Source organism: Devosia elaeis (assembly GCF_001650025.1).
Lineage (GTDB): Bacteria > Pseudomonadota > Alphaproteobacteria > Rhizobiales > Devosiaceae > Devosia > Devosia elaeis.
On record NZ_LVVY01000035.1, the window covers coordinates 1 to 19,665 of the forward strand.

General features: G+C 57.6%; 14 protein-coding genes. 10 read left to right on the forward strand and 4 right to left on the reverse strand.

Features of this window, described 5'->3' with window-relative positions:
• From A3840_RS01620 to pseI, 10 genes are all read left to right on the forward strand, one after another.
• A partial coding sequence (locus tag A3840_RS01620; protein ID WP_425388829.1) for a Mu transposase domain-containing protein occupies window positions 1–809 on the forward strand: 809 nt, incomplete at its 5' end.
• Entirely contained in the window at window positions 809–1,537 is a 729-nt protein-coding gene (gene istB / locus A3840_RS01625) for an IS21-like element helper ATPase IstB (RefSeq protein ID WP_109442256.1), read from the forward strand. The genes A3840_RS01620 and istB, both read left to right, overlap by 1 nt.
• A 241-nt stretch (window positions 1,538–1,778) precedes the next feature.
• Window positions 1,779–4,463 (forward strand): hypothetical protein, encoded by a 2,685-nt coding sequence (locus A3840_RS01630; RefSeq protein WP_067450893.1) that lies wholly within the window; start codon window positions 1,779–1,781, stop codon window positions 4,461–4,463.
• A gap of 625 nt (window positions 4,464–5,088) precedes the next feature.
• Complete coding sequence (locus A3840_RS01635) at window positions 5,089–5,919, forward strand: glycosyltransferase family 2 protein (protein WP_082903569.1); 831 nt, start codon at window positions 5,089–5,091, stop codon at window positions 5,917–5,919.
• A gap of 73 nt (window positions 5,920–5,992) precedes the next feature.
• Window positions 5,993–7,198, forward strand: coding sequence for a sugar transferase (locus tag A3840_RS01640; RefSeq protein ID WP_245676528.1), 1,206 nt, complete (start codon window positions 5,993–5,995; stop codon window positions 7,196–7,198).
• Window positions 7,199–7,408: 210 nt separating this feature from the next.
• Window positions 7,409–8,407: a UDP-N-acetylglucosamine 4,6-dehydratase (inverting) gene (gene pseB, locus A3840_RS01645; RefSeq protein WP_067450899.1), complete on the forward strand. Its 999-nt coding sequence runs from the start codon at window positions 7,409–7,411 to the stop codon at window positions 8,405–8,407.
• On the forward strand, window positions 8,404–9,564 hold the full coding sequence (pseC, locus tag A3840_RS01650) for a UDP-4-amino-4,6-dideoxy-N-acetyl-beta-L-altrosamine transaminase (protein WP_067450902.1): 1,161 nt from the start codon (window positions 8,404–8,406) through the stop codon (window positions 9,562–9,564). The genes pseB and pseC overlap by 4 nt, the downstream gene beginning before the upstream one ends.
• The gene (gene pseF, locus A3840_RS01655; RefSeq protein WP_067450905.1) at window positions 9,561–10,250 is read left to right on the forward strand and encodes a pseudaminic acid cytidylyltransferase; all 690 of its coding nucleotides are present in this window, start codon (window positions 9,561–9,563) and stop codon (window positions 10,248–10,250) included. Before pseC ends, pseF begins: the two co-directional genes overlap by 4 nt.
• Window positions 10,220–11,794 carry a UDP-2,4-diacetamido-2,4,6-trideoxy-beta-L-altropyranose hydrolase gene (gene pseG / locus A3840_RS01660; protein ID WP_082903570.1) on the forward strand — a complete coding sequence of 525 codons (1,575 nt, stop codon included), beginning with the start codon at window positions 10,220–10,222 and terminating at the stop codon, window positions 11,792–11,794. The genes pseF and pseG overlap by 31 nt, the downstream gene beginning before the upstream one ends.
• A 19-nt stretch (window positions 11,795–11,813) precedes the next feature.
• Window positions 11,814–12,860 carry a pseudaminic acid synthase gene (gene pseI / locus A3840_RS01665; protein ID WP_067450923.1) on the forward strand — a complete coding sequence of 349 codons (1,047 nt, stop codon included), beginning with the start codon at window positions 11,814–11,816 and terminating at the stop codon, window positions 12,858–12,860.
• A gap of 48 nt (window positions 12,861–12,908) precedes the next feature.
• On the opposite strand, the gene A3840_RS01670 is transcribed toward pseI, so the two are convergent.
• From A3840_RS01670 to A3840_RS01685, 4 genes are all read right to left on the reverse strand, one after another.
• On the reverse strand, window positions 12,909–15,944 hold the full coding sequence (locus tag A3840_RS01670; RefSeq protein WP_131798210.1) for a hypothetical protein: 3,036 nt from the start codon (window positions 15,942–15,944) through the stop codon (window positions 12,909–12,911).
• A 32-nt stretch (window positions 15,945–15,976) separates the two neighbouring features.
• Window positions 15,977–16,735 carry an ABC transporter ATP-binding protein gene (locus A3840_RS01675; RefSeq protein WP_082903571.1) on the reverse strand — a complete coding sequence of 253 codons (759 nt, stop codon included), beginning with the start codon at window positions 16,733–16,735 and terminating at the stop codon, window positions 15,977–15,979.
• Window positions 16,732–17,514, reverse strand: a complete 783-nt coding sequence (locus A3840_RS01680; protein WP_067450914.1) for an ABC transporter permease — start codon at window positions 17,512–17,514, stop codon at window positions 16,732–16,734. Before A3840_RS01680 ends, A3840_RS01675 begins: the two co-directional genes overlap by 4 nt.
• Before the next feature lie 103 nt (window positions 17,515–17,617).
• Window positions 17,618–18,946: a UDP-glucose dehydrogenase family protein gene (locus tag A3840_RS01685; protein ID WP_067450917.1), complete on the reverse strand. Its 1,329-nt coding sequence runs from the start codon at window positions 18,944–18,946 to the stop codon at window positions 17,618–17,620.
• Between the last annotated feature and the right edge of the window lie 719 nt (window positions 18,947–19,665).

Here is a 19,665-nt window from a genome sequence, read left to right on the forward strand (position 1 = left end):
TGATTGTCGCCAGCGTCTCATCCAGATTGCCGCGCTATAATGATCGGGCGACATCAATGAATCATGACCGCATCAAAACCGCGAGGGTTTTTGCGGGTCTCCAGCTCAATGCCTGGCTGCTGGACAAGACCATTGCCTATGCCCGGGCACACCGGCATCCCGAGTTCCGAGACCGGACCGTCTGGGAGGTGTTCGAAGCCGAACGCCCCAGCTTGGTGCCCTATGCCGGTGCCTTCGACGGCTTCCATGCGGTAACGGCATCGGTCTCCAAGACGTGCCTGGTCCGGTTCGACAACAACAGATACTCGGTGGCAGCACCTGCCGTCGGCCGGCCGGTCGAGATCCGGGCTTATGCCGACCGCATCGAGCTGCGCCAGGATGGTCTCGTGGTAGGCGAGCATGCCCGCTCCTTCGGGCGCGACCAGACTGTCTACGATCCCTGGCATTACGTGCCGGTGCTGGCGCGCAAGCCGGGGGCTTGGCGTAATGGCGCACCCTTCAAGGACTGGGTGCTGCCGGCCAGCATCGAGAAGATCCGGCGCCGGCTGCGCTCTGCAGAAGATGGCGACCGGCAGATGGTGAACATCCTCACCGCAGTGCTCAGCGATGGTCTGCCTGCTGTCGAGGCCGCCTGCGCCGAAGCCGTGCGCGAGGGGGTCTGTTCCGCCGATATCGTGCTCAACGTCCTGGCCCGGCAACGTGAACCGCGCAGCCCGGTCACCATCCTGAACACCCCACAGGCCCTCCGGCTCCGCATCGAGCCAACGGCCGATTGTTCCCGCTATGACAGCCTGAGGAGGGCAATATGATGGAACGCTCCGAGATCCTGGCCACCATGAACACGCTCAAGCTCTATGGCATGAAGAGCGCCTATGACGAGATCATCGCCACGGCCATAAAGCGCGAACATCAACCTGAACGGATCGTCTCGGACCTGCTTACCTCCGAGATCGCCGAGAAGCAGGCACGGTCCATCAAATACCAGATGACCATTGCCAAGCTGCCCCTGGCTAAGGACGTCGAGGACTTCGTGTTCGATGATACCGGCATTAACGAGACCCTGGTGCGCGACCTGGCCGCTGGCAACTTCATGACCACCCAGCGCAACATCGTGCTGGTCGGGGGCACCGGAACAGGCAAGACCCATCTGGCCATCGCCATTGCTCGAGCCTGTATCCGCAATGGTGCGCGGGGTCGCTTCTTCAACGTCGTCGATCTGGTCAACAGGCTCGAGACTGAGACCCGGGCTGGCAAACAAGGCCGCCTGGCCGAGTATATGGGCCGCAAGGACTTCATCATCCTCGATGAACTGGGCTATCTGCCCTTCGCCCAGTCCGGCGGCCAGTTGCTCTTCCACCTGGTCAGCCGCCTCTATGAGCAGACCTCGGTCATCGTCACTACCAATCTCACCTTCGGGGAATGGCCCTCGGTCTTCGGTGACGCCAAAATGACCACGGCGCTGCTCGATCGACTGACGCACCACTGCGATATCGTCGAAACCGGCAACGACAGCTGGCGCTTCAAGAACCGAGCCTGACCATCTCGCCACGCGGGCCGAACGCCTGCGCAACCCTGACCAGCTCCGACGTCCGGCCCGCCCCGCAAACTTCACCAGGGGGTCAATATTGGATGCCGATAAGGGGTCAACGTTCCGTGCCGATTGACAGCCGTACGGGCGGAAGAGAGACTTCGCGGGCCGCACTTCCCTGCAAGTCCGATTGGCGCTATGGCATTCCGTGGGCCAAGGCCTATTCCCAAAGAAGGCACAAAGACTCGCAATGTCGAATTCTGTCTCAGGGCTGGTCTCATTTTACCAGCGAAACATATCCATACTTCGCCCCCTCAAGGAAGCTGTATACAGGATTCCCGGAGGACAAAAGCTTGCGAGGAAGGTTCTCGCGCGTGGGGCCCGGAAATCTTCAAATCCTGTCCTCTCTCGGTTTGATAACGATATTGACGCAGCCCTCGATAAGCTCATCACACTCTCGAATGCGGAGGCGATCACTCTATTTGAAGAAGCACTGATCTACTGCCGAGAAACGGTACAATACGACCGCCTGAAGGTCGTCATGGAGATTTTCGGAGACTGGGCAGAGCAGAGGAATGATCTGGGCACGAAGAGTACCATCGCTTTTCTCGAGATTTACGAGTTCGCATTCAAGAACTTGAACGGCCGGGTGGTCTCCCGCATTCCCGAAATGGATGTCGCCCATCTCCCGACAGGCCGAGTGCTTGAGCGCGCGTTTACGACGTACTTCTATTTGCTTACCTCGAACCTGGAGTACGATAGGGCGAACGCCGCGCTGTCGAGCATCAAATTGCCGTTTGATGCTCACTTCCTCTACAGGCTTGCTGTCAGCTTGAAGCGCAAGCCGGTGCGAGTTGAGGTCAACACCACAGATCGGGTCATACTCAAAGAACGCATCATTCGCCAACTTCGCGACGCACTGGAAAGTAGCGGTTGGACCCAAGCCTTTTCTGATACCATCGTCGCCTCGATAGACGATTTTTCGAACGTCGCGCTACACGACGTCACTGAAGCCTTAAAGGGACTGGGGGCTGCTAATCTAAAGACATCGTCCGCCCGAGCTTTGTCCTCTTTGTTGACTTCGCTGCTGTCCAAGGTGCTACAGCATCACGGCGCCATTGCCGCCATCGAGACGCTCAGTCTGTCGCGCTCATGGATGGAACCTGCGCACATTGCAGACTTTGAGTTGCGTATCGCTGCCACTCACTCCGATGAACAAGCACTGATTGATCGATCCGCAGGGCCTCAAGCACACAAGGCATACGCACTGCTCAGCACTCTGGCCTGGGATCGCAACGACTTCCGAGAGGCGCTGGAATACGCAAGACGGATCCCCACTGGACATTTTTCTTTGGGCAAAAGTCTGCAGTACACCGACACAATAGATCGGCTAAGCTTTCTCGCTGAGACCTCCGACTGGCTGGCCAAGGTTGATCAACCAGAACGCCCCAACGGCGTCGTCTTGCTCGCGTCTCTTAACTGCTACAATACCCTTGCAATGGTGACGCCTGCGCTCATCGAAATGAAGCGGCGGGGCTTTGCTGTCGGCTCCCTTATGAGCGGCGTGTTGAACCAGCGGCCGCCAGAGAACATGCATCCCGAACTAGGATCGCTGTTCAATTGCATCCACAGAAATCGAGAAGACGGTCAAGTTTCCCTAGCCTGGGAGGTGGATTGGAGCGAACGCCGGGTGATGTGTGGCGGAATCAACTACTATCAGGGGATATACGAGCGCCTCAGCACCATATATCGACGCGCGACGATCTTTATTGAGGAAGAGCCCATCGCATCGACGTTCATGTCGCTCCTCAAGCGCTGCGACTATGTACTGCGCGCTTGTCAGAAGGTAGAGGCAGCGGCAGAGAACTCCGAGGCGCCAATAATACTCTTGGGTAGCAACAGCCATGTAGCACCGTATTCGGTCATTCGAGACTTCTGCCTCGGGAAAAGTCTTCCAAACCTTCGCTACGTCACCTGCAATGTAGCTTATGAAAACTATTATTCGAACCTTGGCGGCAAATATTCCAGGTCGATGGCAGTTGTTGATATGACGCTGCACAGAGAATGTCGGGCACCATTCTTAGCCATCAAGTCGCGGTTCGACCGCTGGTACACTGAGTTTGGCCGCAGCGATGCTGTGCGCGAGCGCTTCGACAATCTTCTTTCTGCCAACCGATCGGGAAAAGCAATTGGATCGGACGACGAAATTGGCCGAACTATTCAGACCGCTCGCGAGGAGGGGCGCAAGGTGGTGTGCTGCTTCGGAAAGATCCTTTGTGATCTCAGCGTGCCCTATGACGGCGGGCCTGCTCACCTCGACATGATCGACTGGATCAATCACTCGATCAACATCGCGGCCAAGCACCCCAATGATATTCTCCTCCTAATTAAGCCCCATCCGCATGAGCTGAGACCTGAAATCGCTCTGGAGCTAACAGAACAGCTCAGGGATGTATGCCCGCCCAACCTTCCTGAGAATGTCGTGTTCCTTGGCCACCGCGATTTTAACATCGGCGATCTTGCGCCAATGCTGGATACTGCTGTTCTTTGGAACGGCACCTCAAGCCTCGAGCTCACAGGATTGGGTGTGCCCGTCGTCATGGCGGCTCACTTTGGACGCCACGACTATCCGCTGGACCTCATTTACCCCTCATCCAGAACTGACTATGAAACGCTTCTAACCGAGCCACTTCCCGCTCCAAACGAGGACCTTCGGTGGCGTGCAATGGCGTTGTTGCACTATATGGGCACGAAGGATGTCGCCATTCCTAACGAATACAGCCTGCGTCCGATCACCAATGATCGTGTAGGCATCCCGTCATGGGCCGAGGAAAAAATGTCCGCCTATGTTGCGAACGGCGACCCCTATATGACGCTGGCTGTTGATCGCATGTTAGAAGGGGTTCATACCTCTACGAACTCGTCAGACCACTAAAAACAGGACACGCTCATGGCCGCTATCATTATCGCGTTTATCGCACTTGGTGTGGCCATTTTCGCTTTGGTGAAGGTGTACTCGGCGCGCTAGGGCGTGAACGGTTCCGATGAACACCCCGACAAAGTCGAAGGGCCAGACGACATCGAGTTGCAGGTGCTCGAGATCGCCGAGGGAAGCATTAAGCTCTCGTCCGCGTAATCGGGCCCTAACCTACTAGTTGTCCGCGAATGTTAGCATGGTCCACACCGTGCTGACTGTCTTGAGAGGTACGATCTTTTTGGCCGTGGTGCTCAGAACGCAATCAGTTCAACAACCGGACCCTGTTCGAGCCAATCGGGAATGTCGCCGGTCAATTTTTTACGCAGCTCTGGATCAACCGGCCATGGCCGCATAACTCAAACCACATGGCCTCCGGCAAACTCCGGTGCGGTTCAATGGGGAGGATTTTCCTGCCTTTTGTCGATGAAGGGCTGGTGGCGCCACCTCTATTATGCAACGCGACAGTTGCTTTGTAGGCGCTCGCCGAGTGAGGACGAACCTTGTTATCTTACGATACCAATCCTCCATCTTTTCACTGGGGCCTGCAAGGGCGAGCGAGTGGCCCCGGCCACGGAGACACTGTATGAACCCCTGCAGCGATCAAAGTGGACCTCCCATCACCGTGTCCGTCATCATGGCCTCATACAATTGCGCTTCATTCCTCGAGGCCGCGGTGGGCTCGGTGCTGGAACAGAGTTTTGCCGATTGGGAGCTGATCATTTCGGACGATGCGTCGACCGACGATACGCTAAAATTGCTTCCGAAGCTTCAGTCGCTGGATTCGCGAGTTCATTGTATCACGAGCTCGACAAATCGTGGCGCCGCCGGGGCCCGCAATGCCGCTCTGGCGATGGCGCGTGGGCGCTATATCGCCTTCTTGGATAGTGACGACCTGTGGAAGCCACAGAAGCTAGAGCGGCAGATCGAGTTCATGGTGCGCAATCAGGTTGCGTTCAGCTTCAGCTCATACGAGCGCATTGACGAAGCTGGCGCCCATCGAGGCTTCGTACGGGCACCTAAATCGGTTAGCTATCGACAGCTACTCTTTGGCAACGTCGTTGGCTGCCTCACTGCAGTATACGATACCTCGGCGTTCGGTAAGGTAGAAATGCCCGACATTGCCATGCGGCAGGATTACGGGCTTTGGCTCCGCTTGCTAAAGAGGACCAAACATGCAGTTTCTCTGGAGGAAAGCCTCGGATACTATCGCTTGCGCTCGACTTCCATGTCCGCCAGAAAACTCCGGGCCGCCAAGTTCACGTGGCGTTTGCTCAGGGAGGTTGAGCAATTGTCCTTTCTCAAAGCAATATTCTACTTCGGCAGCTATGCCATACGAGGTGTATGGAGCCATTACGGCCCGCGCAATGAAGGCCGTCGCGGGCGTTGGGGGCGCATAGTTCGAAATGGCGAGTGAACGTCCTGCCGGGGGATTGTATCATGAGTCTATCAGTGGTCCCCGCCTAAGGCAGCATCGCTACGTGAGGGAAATGCGTGGCTTTTTGAGGCCGGCAATTCTATCGGCACTGCTGCAGTCGGCCGTATATGCCTATGTGATGATCAGCGCCAATCGGTCCGACTGGCACAATATCGCAGCCGCCATTGTCGCCACTGCGACCGTTCCGTTCCTGGCAGCAGCCGTGCTGACGGCGTTTCGACGAAATGAAGCACCAATTGGTACGGGGGTCATTGTAAGCCTAGCAGTGTACAGCGTGGCTGTAACCGTTCTCTCAGCGTTCCGCATCCCGGTAAGCTACACGGGGTTGGCGTGGTGCGCCCTGATCGCGATAGTGCTCACGGCATATGGAAATCTGAGGTTCAATCGCCTTAGAAACTCGACCAACATCGCCGTGGCCCGTTTCCCAGGGCTGGAGGTCGCGATAGAGGATCTCCGGGGCCTGAGCATCATCGATAGCCCTGAGGGCTCCCTCGAAGGGATAGACACCCTGCTGATAGACGTGGTTCATCATCACAGCGGCGAATGGTCTCCATTGCTATCCCGAAGCTACCTGGAAGGCGTCGAAATTCTGCCATGGACCCGGTATGCTGAGGCGAGGTATGGCAAACTTGATGTCGAAAGCTTTGATGTAAGTCACCTGGTGTACGCGCCAAGTCAGCTCATCTATTCCCGGGCCAAGCGTTTCTTTGACGTATCTTTTGTTTTGCTTACTCTGCCGATAACTCTGCTGTTATCAGCAGTGGTCGGTTTGTACATTTTCGCTAGAGACGGTGGGCCTGTAATATTTGTACAAATTCGGCGCGGTTACGGTGGTAAACGTTTTAGAATGTACAAGTTTCGTACGATGTATAAAAAGACCGCTGGTGGCGCAACAGCAAAAAATGACAAGCGCATTATTCCAGGATGTCGAGCAATTCGAAAATTCAGAATCGATGAATTGCCGCAGCTGTTAAATATATTGCGCGGTGAAATGAGTCTGATCGGGCCTCGGCCCGTTGCGGAATACGTCGCCAAAGCCACCGAACGCGTAGAGCCGAAGTACTCGTTTCGATCGCTCGTGCTTCCAGGAATTACGGGATGGGCTCAAGTCAGTTCCGGATATGCGGAGACTACGGATCAGGAAGTGAAAAAACTCGCCTATGATCTATACTATATAAAGAGGTTGTCATTTGATCTTGATCTGCTTGTTTTGTTTAAGACGATTAGAACAGTATTGCTTGGTGTAGGTGCTAGATGATGGACTCGTCCCAGCGGCAAGCTTTTGCTTGCAGAATCTGACGGATGGCGTATTGGAGCGGCAGATCGAGAAAGTCGATACGCTGACGCAGTGGTTTAGACTGCCGATCGCGCGTGTCCGAGGTCCCACTTCACCTTTCTCGACACAACCATTTCAAAAGCGGATGCCTTCCGCTTCAACGGTTTTGAACTCAATAGACAGTGAGGATTGATGCTTTCAGGTAAGTCCATCTTGGTTACAGGAGGCACCGGATCCTTCGGTAACCACTTCCTCCCAATGACGCTCGAGCGCTACAATCCCGAGCGCCTCATCGTCTATTCTCGTGATGAGATGAAGCAATGGGAGATGGCAAAGAAGTTCAATAACGACAGCCGCGTACGTTTCTTCATTGGCGACGTGCGTGACCGGGAACGCCTCTATCGAGCGCTGGATGGCGTTGATTACGTGGTGCACGCCGCTGCGACCAAGATCGTGCCGACAGCTGAATACAACCCCTTCGAGTGCATCAAAACCAACATCAACGGGGCTATGAACGTCATCGATGCTTGCATCGATCGCGGTATCAAGCGGGTGGTGGCCCTGTCGACGGACAAGGCGAGCAGCCCGATTAACCTGTACGGTGCAACCAAGCTGGCTTCCGACAAGCTATTCGTCGCCGGGAATTCCTATGCCGGCGGTCACGATACCCGTTTCGCGGTGGTGCGCTATGGCAATGTCATGGGCTCTCGGGGCTCGGTCATTCCATTCTTCCTGTCCCTGGATGGCAAGGGTGTCTTGCCGATCACCGACGAGCGTATGACTCGCTTCATGATCACGTTGGAGCAGGCCGTGGAACTAGTTTGGCACGCCTTCGACGATATGGAAGGCGGCGAGATCTACGTTAAGAAGATCCCGTCCATGAAGGTCACGGATCTGGCAAGAGCCGTCGATCCCAAAGCGCGGCAGGAATTTGTCGGGATCCGTCCGGGCGAAAAGCTCCACGAGCAAATGATCGGACCTGAAGACTCGTTTTTCACCTATGAGTATCCCGAGCACTACAAGATCCTCCCTGCCATCAACAACTGGGGTACCAGCAAGGAACGAATCAAGGAGGGGACCAAGGTTCCGGAAGGCTTCAGCTACACAAGCGACAATAATGCGGACTGGATGAGCGTTGAAACCCTGCAAAGCTGGATAGCTGCCAACCGAGACAAGATTGGGCAGATATGAGCGTTATCCCCTACGGTCGGCAGGATATCAGTGAGGCGGATATTGCCGCTGTCGTGGATGTGCTGCGGTCCGACTACCTGACGCAGGGGCCACTCGTGCCGCGTTTTGAGCACGAGGTGGCGGCCTTTGTCGGGGCAAAGCACGCCGTCGCCGTCAATAGTGCTACGTCGGCCCTGCACGTTGCCTGCTTGGCGTTGGGCCTCGGGCCGGGCGATTGGCTGTGGACGTCGCCAGTCACTTTTGTCGCTTCGGCCAACTGCGCACTCTATTGCGGCGCGCAGGTTGACTTTGTCGATATCGACCCCAGGACCTACAACATGTCTGCATCGGCGCTTGAGCAGAAGCTCCTACGCGCGGAAACCGAAGGCAGGCTGCCCAAGATAGTCGTTCCGGTACACCTGTGCGGTCAGCCATGCGATATGGCGGCGATCCACGCTCTATCCAAGCGCTTTGGGTTCTCGATTGTCGAGGATGCCTCGCATGCTGTCGGAGGGCGTTACAGGGGCCTGCCGATAGGCAATTGCCAATATAGCGACGTTACGATCTTTAGCTTCCATCCGGTCAAGATCATCACCACTGCCGAAGGCGGAATGGCCATGACCAATGACGACGGCCTGGCAAACCGCATGCGATTGTTTCGCAGCCATGGCATCACCCGCGATGTCGAGCAGATGACACAGGTACCCGACGGACCGTGGTACTACCAGCAAATTGAACTGGGCTATAACTACCGCATGACAGAGCTTCAGGCAGCCCTGGGCTTAAGTCAGATGAGCCGCCTGGGGCCTTTCGTCGAGCGGCGCCACCATCTCGCGAGGCGGTACGACGAGAAACTGGCAGCGCTACCGCTGATCTTGCCTTGGCAGCATCCGGACAGCTATAGCGGGCTGCATCTTTATGTAGTGCGCGTGCCGGGTGATGCTACCCGGAGTCATCGGGAAGTATTTGCTTCGCTGCGCGAGCAGGGCATCGGTGTGAATCTGCACTATATCCCAGTGCATACCCAACCATATTATCGCAACTTCGGTTTCAAGGATGGCGACTTCCCCGAGGCCGAAGCTTATTATGCTGAGGCCATAAGCTTGCCGATGTATGCCACCTTGTCCGAAGAGCAACAGGATACGGTAGTCGCCGCGCTGGTAAAGGCGCTCGGATGAGGCTGGCTGTAATCCCTGCTCGCGGCGGAAGTAAACGGATACCGCGCAAGAACATTAAATCCTTCTGTGGCAAGCCAATGATCGCATGGTCCATCGAGGCCGCGCTGGCAAGCGGGTGTTTCGACCGAGTTGTCGTTTCCACAGACGATCCCGAGATCGCGGAGGTTGCCAAGTCTGCGGGAGCGGAAACGCCGTTTGTTCGACCTGCGGATTTGTCGGACGACCATGCCGGTACATTGCCCGTCATCGCGCATGCCATCCGCTGGTTTCAGGACGCCGGCGAAGAACCGAAAGAGGTCTGTTGTATCTACGCGACCGCGCCTTTCGTGCAGCCACAGGATCTGGTTGCAGGGCTGGAGACGCTGCTCACTGCTGGGGCCGACTATGCATTCTCGGCGACTGCCTACCCGTTTCCCATACAGCGTGCCTTCAGGCTGACTGGAACAGGCGGAGCCGAGATGGCAAATCCCGAACAATTTAGTACCCGCTCGCAGGACCTGGAAGAATTTTTTCATGACGCAGGCCAGTTTTATTGGGGAACATTACAGGCATGGCTCGAGGAGCGCCCAGTGTTCTCACCCATGTCACGCCCGATCATATTGCCGCGAGATCGTGTGGAGGACATCGACACGCCCGAAGATTGGCGGCGAGCCGAATGGCTTTTCCAAGCATTGCGGGCACAATGATGCAGGGCGCGCGGCAAGTCGTCATTCGGGCGGACGCATCTCGCTCCATCGGCACCGGTCACGTCATGCGCTGCCTCACGCTTGCCCGAATATTGCGTGGCCATAACGTACTGGTGCGCTTTGTCTGTCGCGAACACGAAGGGCACCTGTGTGATTTGGTCGAAGCTGCTGGCTTCGAGGTCGCTCGGCTTGCAAAGGACAGCACCGATCATGAGCCCTACCCGGGTGCTCCGGCACACGCCGCGTGGCTCGGCACGTCCTGGGAAGATGATGCCTGGCTAACCGAGGCAGCTATCGGCGTGCAGGGAGCCGACTGGATTATCGTGGATCACTACGCGCTTGATGCGCGCTGGCAGCGACGCTTGCGGGGCCGAACTCGTCGGATCATGGTTATTGATGATCTTGCCGACCGGGAACACGATTGCGATGTTCTGCTTGACCAGAACTTCTTCGCGGACGGCAGAGATCGCTATTGTGGCATCGTACCTGAGCACGCAACACTTCTCTTGGGACCGTCCTATTCGTTGCTCGCCCCCGATTATGAAGTTTTGCGCCGACGCACCAGTCCAAGGCAAGGTGCACCGGAAAAAATTCTGGTTTCGTTTGGCGGAGCCGATCACCAAGGTCTGACGCGTCGCGCCGTAGAAGCGCTGCTCTCGCTCGAAGGCGGGCCGCCTTCTGCGGACGTCATCTTGTCCAGTGCCGCGGCCGATTTCGCCGCGATCAGGGAAATGGTGGCTGGTAATGAAGCTATCCGCCTTCATGATCGGGTCGCTAGCTTGGCGCCGTTTGTTCTTAACGCTGATTTGGCGATTGGTGCGGGCGGCGCTACGCATTGGGAACGCATGTGCCTGGGACTGCCCGCCTTGGTCATCACCATGGCGGAAAACCAACGGCAGATCGCTCGTCAATTGGCCGATCAGAACCTAATTCGTTGGCTCGGCGATGCTGCCCATGTCAGTTCTGCGAACATCCGCGATGCCGTTGAAGCGGTCATGCGAGAAGGGCTTGATCCTCTATGGTCGTCGCGATGCATGGCATTGGTGGATGGCCTGGGCGCTCAGCGGGTCGCTGCTGTTCTCGGTGCAGGACCGGCAATGGACGTTTCAGTTCGACATGCGGAGTTGAGCGACGAGGGTCTGCTGCTTGAATGGGCCAACGACCCCCTGACGCGCGCCAACGGATACAACCCCGCTGCGATCAAGCCAGAGGACCACGCAAGGTGGTTTCGTGCTCGCTTGCGCAATCCCTTGGGATGCCGATTGTTTATCGTCGAAACTATAGGCAGCGTGCCAGTGGGGCAGGTGCGATTCGATGACCGGGGAGGTGAGTGGGAGGTCAGCTACTCTGTTGCGCCTGAGTTTCGAGGACGCGGAGTCGGGCGTCCGATGATGGAAGCTGCCCTGCGCGAACTCGGCTACGAGGCCAGTACGATCATTGGTCAGGTCAAGCCGGGTAATGTCGCTTCCCGGCGCATCTTCGAGGCACTAGGCTTTATGCTGCGAAGCAGCGACCCGACTCGTCTCGTCTTTGAACGTCGTTGACATAACTAAAAGGTTCACCATGCATATCGGTCCCCACAAGATCGGCCGCGACGCCCGGCCATTCATCATCGCCGAAATGTCGGGTAATCATAACCAGTCCCTTGCCAGGGCGCTGGAGATAGTAGACGCAGCGGCAGCGACCGGCGTCCAGGCCATGAAGATGCAGACCTACACGGCCGATACCATCACGCTCAATGTGCGTGGCGGCGATTTTGAGATCACAGACGAGAATAGTCTTTGGAAGGGCAGAAACCTCCACGAGCTCTATGACGAAGCTCACACGCCGTGGGAATGGCACGAAGAGATCATGCGTCGGGCACAGCGCCATGGCATGCTGTGTTTCTCGACGCCCTTCGATGAGACTGCGGTGGATTTTCTCGAAAGTCTCAATGTACCCGCCTACAAGATCGCTTCGTTTGAGAGCACACACCTGCCGCTGATCCGCAAAGTGGCGGCGACTGGTAAGCCGATGATCGTGTCCACCGGGATGGCCACGGTGGCGGAGATTCATGAGGCCGTCACCACGGCGCGCCAAGCGGGCGCTAAGGATATCGTGCTGCTCAAGTGCACCAGCAATTATCCCGCCACGCCTGCAAACACCAATGTGCTGACCATTCCGCACATGCGGGAACTGTTCGGCTGCGAGATCGGCCTCTCCGATCACACTATGGGCGTCGGTGCGGCCATCGCTGCCGTCGCGCACGGCGCCAGCGTCGTTGAGAAGCACTTCACGCTGCGCCGGGCCGATGGGGGGGTCGATAGCGTATTCTCGCTCGAGCCTGAGGAAATGAAATCGCTGGCAATTGAGACAGAACGTGCTTGGCAGTCCCTTGGTACCGTCACCTATGGGGCGGGCGAATCCGAGCAGAAATCACTGGCCTTCCGTCAGTCGGTTTACGTCGCCCGCGATGTTCCGGCCGGATCGATCCTTACAAAAGAAGACCTCCGCATCGTTCGGCCAGGTCACGGTCTGGCGCCCAAGCATTACGAGATGCTGATCGGTCGCCGCGCAAACCGGGACCTCAAGGCCGGCACCGCCACCAGCTGGGACATGATCCTGAACTAGATCGCACAATCATGGAAGGTGGCGGACGAAACGTCCGCCAGTTTGGCGTCAGCGCAGCGACTTCTGGCCACCGCTCACCCAGTCGTCGATGACGCTGCCGATATCGAGCGCAACCGCGCCACGCATGCTAGCATGGCCGAGCATGATCTTGCCGACGATGCCGCCCGCAACGAGCACCAGATCTCCAGGTCCGACATCGTCCAACGCGCCGAGTATTGTTTCATAGACGAACGGCAATGCCGTCGTGTTGGGTATGTAACGCTCGTTACTGGCCGTGCGAGCATGTGTCGGTATGGTCACCGTCGAGAGGGTCGCCAGTGCCGAGAGCGGCGCAGGCAGGTGCTCGCGTTTGACGCTGCCGACAAGAAACGCCCGGCGCGCATTCGACGCCAGATCCAGTACGGTTTGGAGATCCGAAAACAGCGAGACATTCATCTTATCCTCGGAGAGACGGACATCCTTGGAAAGAAGGGGAGGAAGACCGGCCAGCACCTGCAGCAAACCCCGGCCCTGCAAGGATTGTGACAGGGCGCGAGTGGTATCGCTGGTGTCGCGGATGAACCTGTAGACCGAAGGAATGCCGAGGATGTCTGCCGCCGCTATTGCCTTTTGCGCCCGCTCGATAATGCGGGCCGACAGGTCCCGCGGCAGTTCGGTATCCCACCAATGGCGTTCGCGATTGCGTGAGTCGTCGGCACTGAAATGCGGATGGCCGGGGAAGAGATAGCCTTCGCCGTCGCTGAGTCGTACGAATGAAAAGGGTTTGCCTTCGTTAAGGCATTGCCTGATGTGGTCGAGCGCCGAGGTAACCTGAAGCCGGTCCGTGCGGATTTCCATCAGCACCATGTTCGAGCGGAAACGATCGTAGAAAGGGACCGCAATCTCGCGAAACTCCCGCGCTGCGCCGCCGGGCGCGAGCTTGCCGAACAGCTCTTCCGCTCTCTCGTGGGTCCAGCCCGGCGAGGCGCGGCCCGAAAGGTAATCCATGTTGCGCAACTTGAGGAGCTCGAAGGGCGACGACGTTGCCTCGATGCGCTGGCGTGTGGCCACTGCCTGCGCCATGCTGCGTTGATCGTCATAGAGCTTTTGTAGCAGGCCGATGCGAACATTGGTGCCGATGGTCTCGATTGTCGTGGTCGCAGCCCGGCCCCAGAATGCATCCAACTGGCTGGTTGTGCCATTCCTGATCAGCGCCAGAAGCAGCAGGCGTTCAAGGAGCGGTTTCGCCACCTTCTCGGCCCCGAGCCCATGGACGTAGACACCGATCCGATCCAGTTCGGCGACGTCAAGCGCGATGTTTCCCCATTCTGCGCGCTTGAGATAGACCCACGTACCGACGGTTGACCCTTCTGGCCAGGCGGAAAAGCCCGCAAAGACGTCGCCCAATTCCGGTCGCCGGTCCTGGAACATGTTCTCGAGGGCCCGGATGACGAGGTCATCGCCGAAGACGCCTAAGCGCTGGTTTTCGGCGATCCAGGCCGCCGGATCGCGCAGGTTGCCCAGCGTCGCCTCGACGAGCGGTAGCGCGCTTGCCGGATCCGTGCGGGACTGGCCGGGAGTCTTGTCAGCGCCCCATCGGCCGCTCTTTACTGGGATATTGGTACGGTTCCTCAGGTAATTGGCGCCGAGATAGCTGTAAAGCGTCAGGAAATTGCCCAACTTCGACGCGCCGGACAGTGCGAAGTCCAGCACCGGTGCAGAAATCGCTGGGGACGCATTGATGAGACCAATGAGGCCGCGCTTGGTTTCCGCCTTGAGGCGGGCCTTGAAGCTGCCACGCATCCGGCCGCCCCGACCGGCAGGCACTACGGCCGCCCTGAGGCGCTGCATCTCGGCTAGAAACTGATCGCGTTCTGTCTCATAGGCGGTGTCGACGCTCGGATCGAGCTGCTTGAATGCCGCACGCCATGCGGCATCAAGCCTATATGGGCGCCAGAACTCGCCAGCAAGGTTTTCGACAGTGACGGACTGGGTTAGGCCCTTGGCAACAAAGCCGTAATAGTCGGGCGACACCGGATCGAAGGTAAAATTCTGGTAGACCGGAATACCCAGATGCAGCAATTCAGTGACGACTGCTGAATTGCCGACGAGAGCCAAGTGTCGTTCGTCAGGGATCGCCGGGGCAAATTCTACGCTCATGCCGTCGAGCACATCCTGCAACTGTCGCGCTGCAGCTGGATGTTGCTTGATGACGATCTTGCCGACGCCGGCATTGGACCGAAGGCTCTTGATGACGGCCTTGAGCCCTTCAACCACAACGCGCGATGTTGGGTAGATCGCCACCGTGACCGGCGCGACGAGTTCCTTGCCAAGGTCCTCGGCCGCAAACGGTTCCCGGTAGCGCGGCAGCACGAATACTTGGCCCGACGCGGGGCCGAGAGACTCGTAAATCGATTTGGAGTGGGCATTGCGCAGAATGCTGTACTCGAAATCGAGGGGTGGAAAAAGCGAAGTCACTTCCGCGTGCTGCAGGTAAATGCGAGGTATGCCCAATCCCTTCATTACCATTGAATAGGCCACCCGAACCGGCGAGTGATCGTTGGCCTGCACCAACACGCCCGGAAGCACGGCACCCTTACGGTGGAAAGCGACGGCGGTCCGGAAAAAGGAAACACTGAACAGCGTGAGCTGACGTACGAGGCCCGCGCTGATGGCGTCGCGTGAACGGTAATAGGCCTGTGCGTCCTCCAACACGGTTTCGAGCATCGCCTCTTCGGCGCTCGAGCGCTTGCCCATACCGATCGTCGAGGTCTCGCTATAATTTTGCTGGCGCACCCTGATACCCAGCGGAGCGCAGGTTTCCTCGAAGAACTGATATTCCCGGTCGTTGTTCGGCGTTGAGCCCTCGCTCACGAAACCGGAATATCGTGGCACGATGACGGTGTGGCGCTTTTCTAGAAGATGTCGGGCGATATGGGTGCATGCGTGCTGCTGCTTGCTTTCCAATGATGCCGAAGGGCCATATTTTGCGCGATCTTCGTCGGTCAGGCGATATTCCAGCAGCTCGTCGTAATTGGCGTTTCCGTCGACAACAGTACTGACCCTCCGCAACCCCTCGTGATGGAGGGATTGCCAAAGCGTCAAATCGACTATGGCCCTCCCAGAACCGTGCGATGTCATTTCTTGGCGGCCGCCTTATTGGCGAGCATGTACTCGTGATAGGCGTCGTAGACTTCACTGACCGGTCCGACCGCCCTTAGCTCGCCTCGGTCGAGCCAGATCAGGCGTTCAACCCAGGTTTCTAGGACCGCTCGCGAATGGCTGGCTAGCAGCAGGATTTTGGCCTTGCTGATCAGCCTTTGCTGAATGCTGTCGACGGCCGTATCCGTCGCGTTGATCCATTCGTCCATGATCAGGATTTCGCCCCGAACCAGCGGCAATAGGCTCATGACGAAACGCGACTTCATGCCCGCCGAATAGCTCTGGATCGGCAACTCGAAATAGCCGCCTAGGCCGGACAACCGCTTTACCTCCTCGACGTAATCGAGAATCCTGCTTTGAGGAACCCCCATGTAAAGGCATTTCAGCCGTGCGTTCTGTCGACCCGACAGCGTGCTCTTTATGCCCGAACCGAGCGAGAATTGCGGGCTGACGTTGCCCACGATCTCCAGCTTTCCGCTTTGCACGCTGAGCGCCCCTGCGCACAGCTTGAGCAAGGTCGTCTTGCCCGACCCGTTGATTCCGACGAGCCCCACGCGCTCGCCCTCGTTGATGGTCAGTGACACGTTCTTGAGCGCTGCCACCTCGAGATAACGCTTGCCAACAAGGATCTGCGCGCCCACCGAACCTTTCTCCAGCGCCTTTTGTGAATTGCCGCTTTTCTTGAGGAAGTAGCTTACAGAGACATTGGTGAGTTCGATCTTGGCCTTGGTCATTTGATATTGGTCACAATCGACTTGGTGCGCGCAAAGGTCAGCGCGCTGATGGCGACAAGGGCGGCTGAGATGACCATTGCAGTGAGCCAGGTTCGGAGCATCACCGGTTCGACGCCGAAAACCTGGCGATTTATGGCCAGATAATAGGACACCGGATTGTAGGTGGCCAGCAGGTGACGGACGCCGGTAACCCCATCATAGACCCAGAAGACTGGTGACGCGAAGAAAACGAACCGCACTCCGGTGCGGATGACGGCGCCCATGTCGGGAAACATGATGGTGACGAGGTTGACGAGGTAGGCTAGGGAAATGGAGGTCAGCGATATCAGGGGCAGGAGCACTAGTGCCAGCAGCAAGTTGGGCCCGAAGCTGTGAGGAGAGAACAGCGCAAGCGCGACCACGAGCAACACGGTGTTGATTCCAAGCTCGAACAAGCGATCGACGAGAACCTTCAGAAACAGACCCAGCATGGAAATGTTGTTGTGGATCGCAAAATCGAGGCGGCTTTGAATGACTGTTGTGCTGCCGGAAATGGAATCCTGGATGAATAGCCAAAGGATATAGCCTGACAGCACATAGACGAAGAAGTCGCCGACAGGGACTGCATCGGAATGCTTGAACACAAGGGCCAGCAGCGCCGTGAAGATTAGCGTCGAGAGCGGTATCCATAAAATTCCGAGCTTGGTGCTCTGGTGTTCCGATTGTGCCTCGATAAAACTGATGTGGAAGAACCGGATCAGCAATGAGAGGTAAGGCCGTAGCCAACGCCAAAAATTCATATGAGTTCCGCGGGTAACTGCGTTCCCTTGCTCTAGCTGCACTTTTCACGAATGGCAAACAAGGCGGGCGTGATGCGAACTGCTGTGCCCCAGCGCTCGATTGTCAATATGTCAGCGAAGTACCCGGCTGTCGCCGGCCGATGCTGACATAGGTGAAGCCGTGCCGCGCCATTTCCTGCAGCGGATAGACATTGCGCAGATCGACAAAGACGGGCGCCGTCATGGTGGACTTGATCCGTTCCAAATCCAGCGAGCGGAACTCGTTCCACTCTGTGACCAGCACCATGGCATCGGCGCCCCGGGCCGCGTCATAAGCATTTTCAACGAAGATGACATCCTTGAGTAACTCACGCGCTGCCATCATGCCCTGTGGATCGTAGGCGACCACCTTGGCGCCGCGGTCCTGCAACCCCCGGATCAGATCGATGGAGGGCGCCTCGCGCATGTCATCGGTATTGGGCTTGAAGGTGAGGCCGAGCACGCCAATGGTCTTGCCGCGAACGTCACCAGAACAGGCCGCGATCACCTTGCGCGACATGGCGCGCTTGCGGTGATCGTTGATGGACACGGTGGTTTCGACCAGGCGCATGGGACTGCCGAAATCTTGGCCGATCTTGACAAGGGCCTGGGTATCCTTGGGGAAGCAGGAGCCGCCATAGCCCGGTCCGGCGTGGAGGAATTTCGACCCGATGCGATTGTCGAGTCCGATGCCACGAGCCACTTCCTGGACGTCGGCACCGGACGCCTCGCACAAATCCGCCACCTCGTTGATGAAAGTGATCTTCATGGCAAGGAAGGCATTGGCGGCATACTTGATCAGTTCAGCAGTGCGTCGCCCGGTGAACTGAAGCGGAGACTGGTTGAGATAGAGCGGGCGATAGACTTCAGTCATGACCTCGCGTGCGCGTTCGTCCTCGATGCCGATGACGATGCGGTCGGGCCGCTTGAAATCCTCAATGGCGGCGCCTTCGCGCAGAAACTCAGGATTGGACACGACGGCGACATCGGCGCCTGGATTTATACTGGCGATGATATGCGCAATCTCGTCGCCTGTGCCCACCGGCACGGTGGATTTGGTGGCGACCACGGTAAAACCGGTGACGGCGCCCGCGATTTCGCGGGCGACGGCACGAACGAAGCTGAGATCGGCATGACCATCGCCTCGCCGACTGGGTGTCCCAACCGCTATGAAAACGACATCCGCAGGCGCAATCGAGGTCGGCAGGTCGGTCGAAAAACTGAGGCGACCGGCGCTGACATTGGACTTGACCAACTCGTCCAGGCCAGGCTCGTAAATCGGAATGATGCCCTGGAGCAGCGCCGCGATCTTGTCGGCATCCTTGTCGATGCAGATCACCTCATGACCGAAATCGGCGAGGCAGACGCCGGAGACGAGGCCGACATATCCGGAGCCGACGATGGCAATTTTCATGAAGTGCAATTCCGATCCTGGTCGGGATCTGGATAACGAGCGATGCAGATCGGATCAAGCCCCGGCCGCGCCGTGCAGTGACCGGCAGGACTACATTGGTCGCTCTGCGTCTCAAAATTCGCTGTATTGCTGCTGCATCGTGCATCTTTGGCAGGTCAGGGTAGATCTGGGACGAGATTTTGGGGCGGCTTTGCTCAGCGTTTTTCCGCTTCGGTCGCGCACTGAAATTGAAAACGGCGCATCAGGCCGTCGCATGCGCCAACTGATGTCATGATCGAGCCGGCGGTGTGACGGCCATCAAAAACGCCGCCGATAACACTTATCTAGAATCTGGTGGCGCATTTCTCGAGCCTTGTGGCAAATGATCAGAACGCAGAGTCGTTTCTTCACGACCTCCTGGTGACCTGCTGGCGATCTGCCGGCGACCTGCGCGCGACCTGCCAGCGATCCGCTTCGGCGTTCTGCGCTTTTACCTCTGGCTGCCATCGGTGGCCGCTTGAACGCGGTCGCCGCGTTTTGGTGGGGGTGGTCGCGAGTCCTTTTGACCGAAGGACGGGTGAATAGTACGCCTGTTAGGAGACGTAACACTCTTGCGGGATTGGGAGCGGCACGTGGGTGTGAGCTCCTGGTCTGCCCCCTGAAAAGTGGTCCTCCCTGAAGTAGGCTATTGAGCCTTAGAGAGGACGTTGGAATGCCCCAGAAGAAGCACAAGCCCGAAG

Excerpts from the sequence above, each read along its gene's own strand:
- istB (WP_109442256.1), top strand. The coding sequence starts at position 809 with ATGGAACGCTCCGAGATCCTGGCCACCATGAACACGCTCAAGCTCTAT.
- A3840_RS01630 (WP_067450893.1), top strand. The coding sequence starts at position 1,779 with ATGTCGAATTCTGTCTCAGGGCTGGTCTCATTTTACCAGCGAAACATA.
- pseI (WP_067450923.1), top strand. The coding sequence starts at position 11,814 with ATGCATATCGGTCCCCACAAGATCGGCCGCGACGCCCGGCCATTCATC.
- pseG (WP_082903570.1), top strand. The coding sequence starts at position 10,220 with ATGGCTTTTCCAAGCATTGCGGGCACAATGATGCAGGGCGCGCGGCAA.
- pseB (WP_067450899.1), top strand. The coding sequence starts at position 7,409 with ATGCTTTCAGGTAAGTCCATCTTGGTTACAGGAGGCACCGGATCCTTC.
- A3840_RS01635 (WP_082903569.1), top strand. The coding sequence starts at position 5,089 with ATGAACCCCTGCAGCGATCAAAGTGGACCTCCCATCACCGTGTCCGTC.
- A3840_RS01680 (WP_067450914.1), bottom strand. The coding sequence starts at position 17,514 with ATGAATTTTTGGCGTTGGCTACGGCCTTACCTCTCATTGCTGATCCGG.
- A3840_RS01675 (WP_082903571.1), bottom strand. The coding sequence starts at position 16,735 with ATGACCAAGGCCAAGATCGAACTCACCAATGTCTCTGTAAGCTACTTC.
- pseF (WP_067450905.1), top strand. The coding sequence starts at position 9,561 with ATGAGGCTGGCTGTAATCCCTGCTCGCGGCGGAAGTAAACGGATACCG.
- A3840_RS01685 (WP_067450917.1), bottom strand. The coding sequence starts at position 18,946 with ATGAAAATTGCCATCGTCGGCTCCGGATATGTCGGCCTCGTCTCCGGC.
- pseC (WP_067450902.1), top strand. The coding sequence starts at position 8,404 with ATGAGCGTTATCCCCTACGGTCGGCAGGATATCAGTGAGGCGGATATT.
- A3840_RS01640 (WP_245676528.1), top strand. The coding sequence starts at position 5,993 with ATGCGTGGCTTTTTGAGGCCGGCAATTCTATCGGCACTGCTGCAGTCG.